12 protein-coding genes and 2 pseudogenes are annotated in these 12,642 nt (G+C 35.6%); 4 read left to right on the plus strand and 10 right to left on the minus strand.

The features are described from left to right. Window positions 1–8: 8 nt before the first annotated feature. The 3 genes from fdnG to M1F17_RS13470 all read right to left on the minus strand — a co-directional run bounded on the left by fdnG (window position 9) and on the right by M1F17_RS13470 (window position 4,121). A complete protein-coding gene (gene fdnG / locus M1F17_RS13460) occupies window positions 9–3,056 on the minus strand; it encodes a formate dehydrogenase-N subunit alpha (RefSeq protein ID WP_144141247.1) in 3,048 nt (1,015 codons plus the stop codon). Window positions 3,057–3,467: 411 nt separating this feature from the next. Further along, window positions 3,468–3,791, minus strand: a complete 324-nt coding sequence (locus M1F17_RS13465; protein WP_004255956.1) for a YnfA family protein — start codon at window positions 3,789–3,791, stop codon at window positions 3,468–3,470. A 63-nt stretch (window positions 3,792–3,854) separates the two neighbouring features. After that, complete coding sequence (locus M1F17_RS13470; protein ID WP_004255963.1) at window positions 3,855–4,121, minus strand: DUF2798 domain-containing protein; 267 nt, start codon at window positions 4,119–4,121, stop codon at window positions 3,855–3,857. A 321-nt stretch (window positions 4,122–4,442) separates the two neighbouring features. On the opposite strand from M1F17_RS13470, the pseudogene M1F17_RS13475 reads away from it, so the two are divergent. After that, window positions 4,443–4,571: pseudogene (locus M1F17_RS13475) on the plus strand (helix-turn-helix domain-containing protein); the annotation flags it as partial. Window positions 4,572–4,634: 63 nt separating this feature from the next. Continuing rightward, window positions 4,635–5,059 (plus strand): annotated as a pseudogene (locus tag M1F17_RS13480) (NAD(P)H-dependent oxidoreductase); the annotation flags it as partial. Window positions 5,060–5,124: 65 nt separating this feature from the next. Here the strand turns inward: M1F17_RS13480 and M1F17_RS13485 are convergent. Together M1F17_RS13485 and add are read right to left on the minus strand one after the other, a co-directional pair. Then, a complete protein-coding gene (locus tag M1F17_RS13485; protein WP_004255970.1) occupies window positions 5,125–5,415 on the minus strand; it encodes a putative quinol monooxygenase in 291 nt (96 codons plus the stop codon). Window positions 5,416–5,726: 311 nt separating this feature from the next. Continuing rightward, on the minus strand, window positions 5,727–6,755 hold the full coding sequence (gene add / locus M1F17_RS13490; protein WP_318837015.1) for an adenosine deaminase: 1,029 nt from the start codon (window positions 6,753–6,755) through the stop codon (window positions 5,727–5,729). 135 nt (window positions 6,756–6,890) lie between these two features. On the opposite strand from add, the gene M1F17_RS13495 reads away from it, so the two are divergent. Beyond that, a complete protein-coding gene (locus M1F17_RS13495) occupies window positions 6,891–7,559 on the plus strand; it encodes a Crp/Fnr family transcriptional regulator (RefSeq protein ID WP_096864197.1) in 669 nt (222 codons plus the stop codon). A 50-nt stretch (window positions 7,560–7,609) separates the two neighbouring features. Here M1F17_RS13495 and M1F17_RS13500 read toward each other — a convergent pair whose 3' ends face one another. The 5 genes from M1F17_RS13500 to M1F17_RS13520 form a co-directional block, all read right to left on the minus strand. After that, the gene (locus tag M1F17_RS13500) at window positions 7,610–8,038 is read right to left on the minus strand and encodes a TOBE domain-containing protein (protein WP_004255976.1); all 429 of its coding nucleotides are present in this window, start codon (window positions 8,036–8,038) and stop codon (window positions 7,610–7,612) included. A 16-nt stretch (window positions 8,039–8,054) separates the two neighbouring features. Then, window positions 8,055–8,813: a YnfC family lipoprotein gene (locus tag M1F17_RS13505; protein WP_164455795.1), complete on the minus strand. Its 759-nt coding sequence runs from the start codon at window positions 8,811–8,813 to the stop codon at window positions 8,055–8,057. A gap of 190 nt (window positions 8,814–9,003) precedes the next feature. Continuing rightward, entirely contained in the window at window positions 9,004–9,897 is an 894-nt protein-coding gene (locus tag M1F17_RS13510) for a pirin family protein (RefSeq protein WP_164455797.1), read from the minus strand. Window positions 9,898–9,924: 27 nt separating this feature from the next. Further along, the gene (locus tag M1F17_RS13515) at window positions 9,925–10,203 is read right to left on the minus strand and encodes a GNAT family N-acetyltransferase (RefSeq protein ID WP_004255982.1); all 279 of its coding nucleotides are present in this window, start codon (window positions 10,201–10,203) and stop codon (window positions 9,925–9,927) included. Between the two features lie 204 nt (window positions 10,204–10,407). After that, the gene (locus M1F17_RS13520) at window positions 10,408–11,091 is read right to left on the minus strand and encodes a hypothetical protein (RefSeq protein ID WP_187367839.1); all 684 of its coding nucleotides are present in this window, start codon (window positions 11,089–11,091) and stop codon (window positions 10,408–10,410) included. Window positions 11,092–12,136: 1,045 nt separating this feature from the next. Between M1F17_RS13520 and tssB the strand changes: the two genes are divergently transcribed. After that, entirely contained in the window at window positions 12,137–12,637 is a 501-nt protein-coding gene (tssB, locus tag M1F17_RS13525; protein ID WP_004908059.1) for a type VI secretion system contractile sheath small subunit, read from the plus strand. Window positions 12,638–12,642 lie beyond the last annotated feature (5 nt).

Consider the following 12,642-nt stretch of genomic DNA (forward strand, 5'->3'; position numbering starts at 1 on the left):
TCCCTCCCTTACGCCTTCTCAATGTTAACTAAGAATGCCTTATACTCAGGTGTCTGAGAGTTAGCATCGCCGACAGACGGCGTTAACGTATTGGTGATAAACCCTTTTTGAGTCGCGCCTTCAAAGCCCCAGTGAATCGGTAGTCCAACAGTTTCAATTGGTTTGCCATCCACCACCAGCGTTTGTAATCGAGGAGTGACAACCGCAACTGCCTTGATAAAACCACGTTTACTGCTGACTTTGACCTTATCGCCTAACGCAATTCCTTTGGCTTTCGCTAGTGTTTCGCTGATTTCAACAAATTGCTCTGGCTGAGCAATCGCGTTCAAGCGAGCATGCTTGGTCCATGTATGAAAATGCTCTGTTAGACGGTATGTGGTACCTACATAAGGGAAATCTTTGTGGTCGCCAAGACGTTTTTTGTCTTCATCAAAAATTCGCGCCGCTGGGTTAGAAACCACATTCGGGTGCAACGGGTTAGTGCCAAGTGGTGTTTCAAATGGCTCATAATGCTCAGGGAATGGCCCTTCTGCCATCTTATCGATAGCAAATAAACGACCTAAACCTTCTGGTTGCATGATGAATGGCCCTGTTCCCACTTCAGGTGCAGAAGCATTGAAGTCAGGGATATCATTACCGACCCATTTTTTACCATTCCACTCGATAAGCACGCGGTCTTTATTCCACGGTTTACCTTGGGTGTCACAAGAAGCACGGTTATAAATCACACGGCGGTTCAAAGGCCATGCCCATGCCCAACCTAATGTGTTACCGATACCGGATGGGTCGCTGTTATCACGATTAGCCATCTGGTTGCCTTTCTCGGTCCAGCTACCAGTGTAAATCCAGCAAGAAGATGCCGTTGAACCATCCGCACGTAATAAGGCAAATGAGCTGAGCAGCTCGCCTTTTTTCGCTTGTAAGTTACCGTCTGCATCATAGAGATCAACCAGTGCAACACCGTTGTTTTCTTTCGCCACTTCTTCTGATTCAGGATGGAATTGTTGTTTATAATTCCATTTCATTTGCATCAGAGGATCTTGGCCTTGGCCACCTTCTTTCTCATACAATTCCCGGATCTTATACAGAATACCGGTTAAGATTTGGCCATCGTTACGCGCTTCGCCTGGGGCATCTGCGGCTTGCCAGTGCCATTGTAACCAACGGCCTGAGTTGGCTATCGAACCATCTTCTTCTGCAAAACAAGTTGATGGTAAACGGAACACTTCGGTTTGAATCGAAGCCGTATCAACGTCATTCATCTCACCATGATTTTGCCAGAAATTCGCTGTTTCAGTGACTAATGGGTCAACGACAATCAGGTATTTCAATTTACTGAGGCAGCTAACCACTTTATTCTTATCAGGGAATGAAGCCACTGGGTTAAACCCTTGACAGATATAGCCCGTCACTTGGTCTTTGCTCATCATGTCAAAATACTTCATCACATCATAAGCTTGGTCCCATTTAGGCAACCAATCATAACCCCATTGGTTTTCTGCTTGTGCTGAATCCCCATAGAAAGACTTCATCAAACTCACGAAGAATTTAGGATAATTACTCCAAAAATTCACCTGATTTGGCAAGGTCGCTTTCGGTGTATTCGCAGTCAGGTAGCTATCAATGTTCTGATGTTTTTCAGAAGGTAATGTCAGGTAACCCGGTAAACTGGTTGATAGTAACCCTAAATCGGTTAAGCCTTGAATGTTCGAGTGCCCGCGTAACGCGTTCACACCGCCACCAGCAACCCCCATATTACCTAGCAGTAACTGGATCATCGCCATGGTGCGAATATTTTGAGCACCAACAGTATGTTGTGTCCAACCTAATGCATACAGGAAAGTCCCAGCTTTATCTGCTGCACTTGTTGTTGCTAAAATTTCACAGACTTTCAAGAAATCGGCTTTTGGCGTTCCACAAATTTGCTCAACGATATCAGGCGTATAGCGTGATACATGTTTGTGAAGTAAATTCCACACACAACGCGGATCTTGTAATGTATCATCGCGTAATGCGTGACCATTTTCATCAAACTTATAGTTCCAGCTGGTTTTGTCATAACTACGCTTATCAGCGTCATAACCACTAAATAAGCCATCGTTAAAGTCAAAATCATCTCTAACAATCAATGACGCATTGGTATAGTTCTGAACATACTCAGCATTGATTTTTTGGTTTTCAATCAGGTACAGCAAAACGCCCGATAAAAAGGTAATATCGGTTCCTGAACGGATTGGCACATAATGGTCAGCAACTGATGCAGTACGCGTAAAACGCGGGTCTATGACAATCAGTGTGGCATCATTATTATTTTTCGCTTCAATTGCCCAGCGGAACCCAACAGGGTGTGCTTCCGCAGCATTACCGCCCATTACGACGACAACATCGGCATTTTTGATATCAACCCAGTGGTTGGTCATCGCACCGCGACCAAATGTTGGAGCAAGACTTGCTACCGTTGGTCCGTGTCAGACACGCGCTTGGTTATCAACCGCTAGCATTCCTAGCGATCTAGCGAATTTTTGCGTCAACATTCCCGTTTCGTTACTGGCAGCTGATGCACAAAGCATCCCTGTTGATAACCAACGGTTTACTGTTGTTCCTTCCGCATTTTTTTCAATGAAATTTGCATCGCGGTCATCTTTCATTAAGCGTGCAATGCGTGTGAAAGCATCATCCCAACTAATGCGTTCCCATTTATCAGAGCCTGGTGCTCTATATTCAGGATAACGTAAACGATTTTCGCTTTGGATATAATCGAGTAGGCCAGCCCCTTTAGGGCATAAAGCACCACGGTTTACCGGGTGGTCTGAGTCACCTTCGACATGGAATATCGCGGACTTAGCATTCATGGCGCCATCGCCCATGCTATATATTAGTAATCCACAACCGACAGAACAGTAAGTACAGGTATTACGCGTCTCTTTAGAACGAAGTAATTTATATTCACGTACATTAGCTATTGCCATTCCAGGCATAAAACCTAACGCAGCTACAGTTGTACCTGCCATCCCGCCAGCGCAGATTTTAAAAAACTTTCTGCGACTAACGTTCATTGCTACCTCTTTATATTTTTTGTATAAATCGGTGAGAGAATAGCAGTCTAATATGATTAGATATTGCCTAAAATCAATGAAAGTGAAAATAAAAGTTTAATTAATATTAACTGAGTAGTTAAACATCAATTAAAATTACTACCAATAGAGTACTTATTGTTAAATTGATTTGGATCAAATGTTACATTTTAAAAATTTAAGTTAAACATCATTTCAATTAACATTTCGTAAAAGAAAATAATGTTATTTCTTAGAAAAGAATAACCCTTGTATTTAATTTAAAATTTAACTATGGATTTAGTAATTATTTACTGAAATCCATATAAAGAAATAATTCTGTTGTCGGCTTAAATTCCACGTCACTTTAAAATAAATAATTAATTTTTTAAGGTGACGTGATAACACTGAATTCTATTTCCAACCACTAATAATGATACCGGCTCCGATCAGTACGACTAAAGCACCAACCCAGTCAGTCACGGTAAGAGAAACACCGTCAACCACTTTTAGCCAAGCTAATGCCGTGACAATATAAATTCCACCATAAGTCGCATAAATTCGTCCGCTTGCCTCTGGGTGTAATGTGAGTAACCAGACAAATAGCATTAAACTTAAGGCTGCCGGGATCAATAGCCAAGCCCCACCTTGCTTTTTCATCCAAAGATAAGGAAAGTAACAGCCTGCAATTTCAGCCAACGCAGTGATAAAGAACAAACCAATAATTTTTATCGACATAGCAACCCATTCAAAATAATACCCATAAATTCACTATTATATTAGCAACTTTTATCAACACGGTTATGTGGTTTTCACTAACATCAATGAAATACGCCTTGCAATTGGTAAAACAAAAAATACGGTTGGGAAAGCTATCATCCAAGAAAGCATCCACGAGCTCAACCAAGGTGAAAACACGTCACTCGTGAAGCCCAAGGCTCTTATGGTACTAATCAGCGAAACAATTCCACTCATGACAAGGGATAAAAAGAAAGGAACAAGAAAAATCATCGCCCGAGCAGGTAACTTTGGGATACCTAAAATATAATTACGGTCTTGATGTGACATAAAAGACTCCAAGGTTAACAGACACACAAAGCACATAACCTATGTGTGGCCAAAAGTTATATGCGTTGGCTAACGTAAACGCTTACGAGTCCTATGACCAATTCCTTCTTATTCTATAATTTGTAAGATTTTTGTCAAAATTTAACAAAATAGAAGCATTAAAAGTTCTTTTAAGAAAAGCGATAGATCAGACTCCAATATGATTAGGTTAAAAGCCTAATAAAACTCCATCTTTTAAAACTTTTAGTTTAAATTTTAATGCCTATCTTTGTTATTATAATAAACACCTTTTCTATCACCTTATTGGCTAACAAAATCATTATGAGAGCAACATCTGAAGAAGCCCGTGTATTTATTGAAGTGGTAGAACAAAAAAGTTTTAGTAAAGCGGCTGATAAACTTAATTTAGCAAATTTCGCGGTAAGCCGAATAGTCAAAAAACTGGAAGAATAACTGGATGTCAATTTAATTAACCGCACCACAAGGTAAATTGACCTAACTGCTGAGGAAAATGAGGTTAAAAAATTTCTTTGGGCAGATGCGATTATTACCAAATGTCTGGCTGGTGGATGATGATGCCTTGGATGGTAAAAAAATATATGGATGACGTTTATACCCTCGGTCACGGCCATTTATATGCAAATGATGGTCGTACCCGCCAAAATCCAAGCAAGCAATATGGTACTGGGGGCCTACTTAATGGAAAAAAGTATATGCTTTCAGTGACTTGGAATGCTCCTATCGATGCATTTGATGAATTTGATAATTTTTTTGACGGTCGAGGTGTAGATGGAGTCTATTTTGCCTTTCATAAATCACAACAATTTCTCGGATTGAAAAAATTCCCAACCTTTATGGTTAACGACGTGATCAAAGAACCTAATATTGAAAAATATATCAATGATTATAAAATACATCTCACTGAAATTTTTAATTAATCCATATCCAAAAAGGAATACATTTGTATTCCTTTTTATTATTATTTAGTAATCATTAATTAATATTATGCAATTTTACTTATTAATTTCACATCTAATGAATCGACTTTACCTTCTATCTTCTTAATAAAATCTTGCAAATGCTTTGTAACATTATGTTTATCTAATGACTCCTGATCCTTCCAAATTTCAAAGAAAATAAAAATATTTGGATTAGCATTATCTTGATGTAATTCATATTGAAGACAACCTTCATCCCTATTACTTGGCTCAACGATTGATTTAGTTGCTGCTTTTACAAATTCGACTTCATTATCTTTTGCAATTACTGTCGCAACAATTCTTATTTCTGGCATAAGCTCATCCTGTTATAAATAGATAATTTCAACTCATCTATTTATAACATAATTCTAAGTTAGAATTTAATCTTTATTATTCTATAAATTAGAAAATATTTTTCTAATTTCAATTGTATCACCATATTGCAAAAATAGTGTAAAATCAAAATATAATATGATTGGTTTTTAATTACATTATATTTTATCCTAATAATGAGCATGAGATAAATCTCAGTCAATCGTAATGTGGCAAATTTTAATTTATGCTCATTATTATCTGATACTAATCGGAGAAGGAAGATAAAATCCTCCTTCTCTTTCATTCTACCCTATTGATTTAATACCTTTTTAATCAATAGGGCTTTTTTTTCTTCCTCAATAAAGCTTGCCTGTAATGCATTTATATTACACTCAGTAAAATCAGCAATACCCCAACCAAATATATCATGCAATAATTGGTATTCTTTATTTAATGTTACATTCGCCACTGTTCGCGCATCAGTATTTATATTTAATTTAACGCCCTGCTTCTTCAACTCATTAATAGGATGGTTTTCAATACTGTCAAAGACATTGCACACTAAATTGCAACTTGGACAAACTTCAAGTAATACATCTAATGCTTTGAGTTTTTTAATCGTATTTGAATTTTCAATACTTCTTACCCCATGTCCAATACGTGACACTTTTAATATATCCAATGTTTCAATCACACTTTCATAGCCTAAAGCCTCACCAGCATGTGCGATAACATTCCCTCCATGTTCCCTGACATACTTAAATGCCATTTCATGATTATCTAGTGAAAAACGGGCCTCATCTGCCGCTAAATCTAGCGCTACAACACCGCGATGTTGATACTCCACAACTAAATTTGCCGTTTCAAGACTTTGAGAGGCAGTAAAATGCCTCAAGGTACACAAAATCAAGCCAGCTTCTATTTCATACTTTTTAACTGCTGAATTAACCGCATCTAATGTTATATCAACAACTTCTCGGCTTGAAAGGCCTTGCTGAGTATGTAATAAAGGAGCAAACCGAATTTCGGCATAAATCACATTATCCATTTTGAATTGCTCAAACAAATCATCAACAGCCAGCACAATTGCAGATTTTGTCTGTAATATATTAAGTTGCGGTTCAATACAACGTAGAAAATCGCCAAGATCCTCGCATCTCGTTGGCGCAATAAAACCTTGTTTGAATTCATTAAACGTGAGTGTCGGAATAGCTTGTTTAACATAAGAAAAACTTAAACACGTATCTAAATGCACATGTAGTTCCACTTTTGGCATAGCATTAATTGCTGTTTTTATACTTTGAGTAAATCCGCTTAAAGGTTTTAAAGACGCTTTCATGTTAGTATCCTGCGAGTTATTTTTGAATAAGCTTGCAGGATTATTGCCATTTTAAAAAGGACATATGTCCTTTATTGCACACACCAATTTATGTCATACTGTTATCCGAAAAGACCCATACTAAGAGAATAAATAGTGAAAAAAATTACCTCTTCTGAAAAAATTGAAGAATATTTTACTCTCTATCAGCTTGATAAAATTCTATCTGAGGAAACAATAAAATCTGCAAAACTGCTTAAAATAGGTACGTCTGAATACTTAATATCACAAAATGACAAAATTAATTTTATTTACTTTCTTGTTGCGGGAAAACTACAGGTTGAACGTTATGAAATAAACGGTGAGCATGTTATTTTTTCATTTGAAAATGCCTTTTCAGTTATTGGTGATTTAGAGTTATTTCAGAATAATGACAGCAAAAAAAACCGTATCTATAGTACAATACAGGCAATTACTGAGTGTTATTTACTGGCATTTCCGTTACAGGTTATTCAGAAAAAAGAGCTTAACTCCCCTATTTTTTTACAGTTTATCTGTCAACATCTTAGCAAAAAGCTTTTTAATACATCACAGCTACACTCTTCCTCTTCATTCTCTGCTGAATATAAATTGAGGCGCTATTTAATTTTTGCCGAAAGCCAGTATGGTTCTGAATTTAAATTGGAAAATCGCGATTCATTAGCTGCTATGCTTGGTATATCTGTCAGGCAATTAAACCGTACACTAGTGAAATTAATTGAAAGAAAGCTTATTGAACTTAAAGGTAAACACATTAAAATTATTGACCTAGAAAGCGCGTCATGATTACAAACGAATTACAAAAGGCTGCCATGACAGCCCTTCAATATTTTGCACTACTTCTTAGTTGCCAAAATAACACTGGAAGCTTTGATAATCGCAGTCACTTTACTTTTAACATTTAACCCCAACTCTACGGTACTATTATTTGTCACCACCGCAGATAACAAAGTTCCTGCAGTGGTTTTTAAATTTACCACAGAATTAACGCTTCCTTTTTCAATGGATTCAATTACACCATTAAATTGATTACGAGCAGAGAAATTATACTCCTCAGCGTTAGATACTAATACAACCCAAGGCGCTTTTATTACTGCTGTCGCCAGTTTACCTTTTTCTAAACCGAGTTGTTTAGTACTATTTTTGGTAATCACTGCCGCAATGCTTTCACCATGACCTAAATCGAGTATAACTTCATCATTTACCGCTCCCATTACAATTGAATCAACAACACCTGACAATTGGTTTCTTGCAGAAATAGCCATTGAATATCTCCTATACTTAATAAAAGTCGACTTCAGTAGTACTGTTTTTTAGTAGTTTAATCTCATTGCCATTCGAATTAAGACTTAAAATAAAGTCACATTTATAGGCAATATTCTTAGCGTTATAATCACACTTAGAATTGACGAGTAATATTGTTTGCCCCAACGCGCGTATGTCCATCATGTGATCAAACGGCTTACTCATATCCTTCCCATAAGTTACTATAGTCTCTGATATGATTGCATTATCTTTAAAATATTTTATCGTTGTTGGAAGTTTAAATTCATTATAATCATTTTTGCTATATTGTTTTTTCGTGTCAGCAAGCAGTGAGCCAGCAATAATGCCATCTTGGTTATATTGGTAGATTAATTCACCATTCGAATCTTTTTTAGACATTATTTGACAGTTATCACCCATCACCATTTCGACTGGCCCACTAACATCTCGACCAATCAATTTATTTTTAACTCGCTTTACAAAAAGATAGTTATGAGCACCATTTAAATACTCATCTTTCTTTTGATCAAAAGTAAAACTTTCCACACAACCATCATGACCAATTTTTAACATTGATTCATAATTAATTGACTTATCCTCATTATAAACAACTGATTTTATTTGCTTAACAGCACCTCTAACAGGATTGAAATCATAAAGCTGAGCCAGATTAAACACCACTGGGTTATATTGCTGTTCTTGAAACGCTAATGATGCAAGAGAAACAGGGAATAAACTTAAATAAATGATTCCCAATAGGTATTTTTTACTCATTTTTATCGTCTACCTCTAACGGCTACGGCTTGTTTTGACTTAAAAATAGCCTTTTGTATACATATTATCAGTTTTTCGATAAAAGTCAGGTTATGAGCTCATAAACTTAGTACTAAAAACGAGCCTTAGATTAAATTTAAAACCATTCTCGGTTTGCTTAAAATAATAACAAGGAAGTTGCTTAAATTGATTATGGCATAATTGGAGCCGGTGTAGGGTTGCGTTCATCATTAAAAACACGGCCAAAACGTGGGTTTCCTTGGTTCCATTCCTCAACAGCAGCATGAATATCAGCTTTAGTTCGACCAATAAAATTCCACCACATTAGTACAGATTCATTTAAAGGCTCACCACCGAGCAATAAAATATGACTATCTGAAGCTAGCTCTACAGAAATTTCAGTGATACTTTTGCCTAAATAAATTAATTCATTACTATTCACTTGCTGCCCTTCAATAACGGCACTTCCACTTACAACAAAAATACCGTATTCAAATTCAGAGCATAACGTTAAAACTTGTCGAGCGGTTTTCTTAGCAATAATATCGAGCCCGACCAAAGGGGAAAATGTCAGTGTTGGTGCTTTATAAGTACCATATTCCCCAACTAATAAGTTGAAATGCATTTCTCCTTCAGACCATCGAGGTAGCGTAGGATAATGGTCAAAACGTGGAGAAATATCTTTAACTGCTTCCGGTAAAGCGATCCACAGTTGTACAGCATGTAATCGGCGACTTTCTCCGTAGGTATCTTCGGAATGGCTGATCCCATAACCTGCCGTCATTAAATTGACCTGTCCTGGCCGAATAACTTGTTCATAACCAAGACTATCTCGATGTAATACTTCACCTTCAATCATCCAAGTGAATGTTTGTAAAGCGGTATGAGGGTGAGGTGATACCTTCATTCCCTCTGAATCCCCTTTAAAAACCGTAGGTCCAGCATGGTCAAGAAAGCACCAAGCACCTATTAGTCTACGTTCTCTTGTCGGTAAAACTCGTGCAACAGGAAGCCCACCAACATCTTTCGAGCGTGCTGTAATCAACTGTAAATTAAGTATTTTATCATTATTTTGAATACTCATGCTGACCTCATCAGTAATTAGCAAATATTATTGGCGGATATCATTGTATTCAGGTGTTCTATCGAATATTGCTTTTGCAAAAGGGCATAACGGAATAATTTTTCGTCCCTCCTCTCTCATTCGCTCAACAACCTTAGCAACTAGTAACTTTGCAATGCCTTGTCCTTTTAAGCTTTCATCAACCACCGTATGGTCAATAATCACCAGATCATCGCCAGTATAAACAAAGGTTATCTCAGCAATGCGAGTTTGCTTGTCATCAGATAAAATAAAAAAGCTATGGTGATCAGATTGGATATTCATCATAAATAACGCCCTCTAAATTAAATCAATTTAACTTAGAGTATGTGACGTATGCTAAAAAGACAATATTCTACAATTGTCGATGTGATCCAAATATTTTGAAGTTAGAATGTGGATAAAAGGAGAAAAAATGTTGCGACAGCGCTTAACTAGAGATTAAATTTAGTTTAACGCTGTTTTTCAATTGGTTAATTAATGTTCAGCACATTAATTTTCAGAAAAATTACTTATCACTGTATAGGTTAATGAGTTTTCTGAACTATCGATAACTTTTAATTTTACATTTCGATAAGAAATAATATCGCTATTCTTGAGGTTATACTGAATAGTATCGCCAAACCCTTGATTCTCAATATTCGAACCTATTTTCTGATAACTAACATCAACAACATGGCCATTTATCCCATTGAAAATTAAGGCTTCTTCAAATGAGTTACCATCAGTATTATTTAGTTTTACTTGTTCGATTTGTGCTTTATCACTACAAACAGCAACATTAACATCTGTTACGATACAAATCTCATTAGGAGTAGAGTCTTTTTTAATTAAAAGTGAATTCCAAGGCTGCCCTAAAACCTCAACAACGACCGAACCAGAGTCAACTATTTGGTCTGGCATATAAAAATCGCCTTTATCACTTGACCCCACTTTTTTGAATACACCTGGAATAATTTTGTAAGCCAAATCTATCTGCACAGGGTTTAATATTTTAATTCCGTCTATTTCGCTAATGTTGCCTTCTCTTACTAAGGGTTGCCCTACTGTAATATGGTTCACCTGACCTATTCGGGGTTCACTAATTTTCTGTGATTCAGGAACATAGTTATACTCAGTCACTGCACATCCAGATAAAGAAACAATACAAAAAACTGGAACTAATAATTTATTCATCTTGATAAAATCCATGGCATTAAGATATTAAATATTATCTTTATAAAACAATTTCAACAAGTTACTACTTATGTTCCTGCCAGCTAATAGATAGGAAACCTTCGGCTTATCATTCACTTTGAAATTTTTCCATTTTAATGAAGCCAACAACTACAATAATAGAACTGATACATTGCCCACAAATGATTATGATAATCATTTGTGATAATAAATTTACCTTAAGGCACTAAAAGAAAAAGAGTTATTGAATTTATAGTTCAGGCTCTTCCGTTGGCTGAATAGGGTTTGTTACAAATAATAAAATATTTATTTTTATAACTTGCTGAAATTTGTCTTTTACCTCATAGAGTTTCCCAACCATCCTAATTTATGTGATTTACAATTTCATTTCTTACTCAATCAAGAGGTAATTATGACTTCATCATGTCAACATTAATACTTTCGTTCACTTTCAAACTTTTCATATAAAAACATAAGATGATACCCCTATAAATTTCATATTAATTTTGTAAAAAAATAAATCTCATTTCTCTTTAATAAAATTAAATAGATAATCAAATTAAATTATGTAAGAAAAATATATGAATATGTTACATGCTGTAAAAAATTGATTTACATCACAGACTTTTCATACTTAATTTTCTTAGACAAGATTTATCTAACGTGCAAAAATACTTATACTTATCATTATTCTGATAAAAAAATCGCCATATAAACTATGAATACGCATTATGAGATTATTAGTGAAATTTTCAACTAAAATACCCCATGAAAATAGAATACATTTCAAACTAAATATCACGAAATTATATTCAAATAACAATTTACATGTTGATCCTAAGTTAAATTTGTATATTATTAACAAACTAAAAAATACAACATAAAAATTTGATAGTTTAAACACCTTTCTGGGAAAAAAATTCTTAACATAGAATCTGTTCTGTGTAGGGAACTGTATGCTCTAAATTTATTATTAATTTTTAATTTAGGCATTTGAATTTATGGAATGAAGTTATCGTATACTCATACAAGGAGATTCACTTAAATGAGTAAGAAAAATCTCGGTAGTGTTGCCCCTAAAGAAAGAATTAATATCAAATATACACCTAATACAGGTGGAGCTCAGGCTGAAGTTGAACTTCCTTTAAATATGCTGATTGTGGGTGATATGACAGGTAAAACTGAAGATACCCCAATAGAAGAACGAAAAGCAATTTCAATTAATCAAAACAATTTCAATTCAGTTATGGAAAGTGCAGGTATTAATTTAAATATCAACGTCCGTAATACACTTGAAAACACCAGTGATTCTGAGCTTAATGTCAATCTAGATGTAAAATCTCTGCAAGATTTTTCACCAGATAATATTGCTCGCCAAGTTCCTGAGTTAAACAAACTTCTTGAATTACGAGAAGCTTTAGTTGCATTAAAAGGTCCTCTAGGCAATGTCCCTGCTTTTAGAAAGCGTCTTCAAGAATTACTTGAAAATAAAGAAACACGCGAACAACTTCTAAAAGAACTCGATATTGCTGCTAATCAAAAATAATGTTT

The sequence above is a fragment of the Providencia sp. PROV073 genome, assembly GCF_033688125.1.
In the GTDB taxonomy this organism is placed as follows: Bacteria; Pseudomonadota; Gammaproteobacteria; order Enterobacterales; family Enterobacteriaceae; genus Providencia; species Providencia hangzhouensis.

Excerpts from the sequence above, each read along its gene's own strand:
- M1F17_RS13465 (WP_004255956.1), bottom strand. The coding sequence starts at position 3,791 with ATGTCGATAAAAATTATTGGTTTGTTCTTTATCACTGCGTTGGCTGAA.
- M1F17_RS13470 (WP_004255963.1), bottom strand. The coding sequence starts at position 4,121 with ATGTCACATCAAGACCGTAATTATATTTTAGGTATCCCAAAGTTACCT.
- M1F17_RS13485 (WP_004255970.1), bottom strand. The coding sequence starts at position 5,415 with ATGCCAGAAATAAGAATTGTTGCGACAGTAATTGCAAAAGATAATGAA.
- add (WP_318837015.1), bottom strand. The coding sequence starts at position 6,755 with ATGAAAGCGTCTTTAAAACCTTTAAGCGGATTTACTCAAAGTATAAAA.
- M1F17_RS13500 (WP_004255976.1), bottom strand. The coding sequence starts at position 8,038 with ATGGCTATTTCTGCAAGAAACCAATTGTCAGGTGTTGTTGATTCAATT.
- M1F17_RS13505 (WP_164455795.1), bottom strand. The coding sequence starts at position 8,813 with ATGAGTAAAAAATACCTATTGGGAATCATTTATTTAAGTTTATTCCCT.
- M1F17_RS13510 (WP_164455797.1), bottom strand. The coding sequence starts at position 9,897 with ATGAGTATTCAAAATAATGATAAAATACTTAATTTACAGTTGATTACA.
- M1F17_RS13515 (WP_004255982.1), bottom strand. The coding sequence starts at position 10,203 with ATGATGAATATCCAATCTGATCACCATAGCTTTTTTATTTTATCTGAT.
- M1F17_RS13520 (WP_187367839.1), bottom strand. The coding sequence starts at position 11,091 with ATGAATAAATTATTAGTTCCAGTTTTTTGTATTGTTTCTTTATCTGGA.
- tssB (WP_004908059.1), top strand. The coding sequence starts at position 12,137 with ATGAGTAAGAAAAATCTCGGTAGTGTTGCCCCTAAAGAAAGAATTAAT.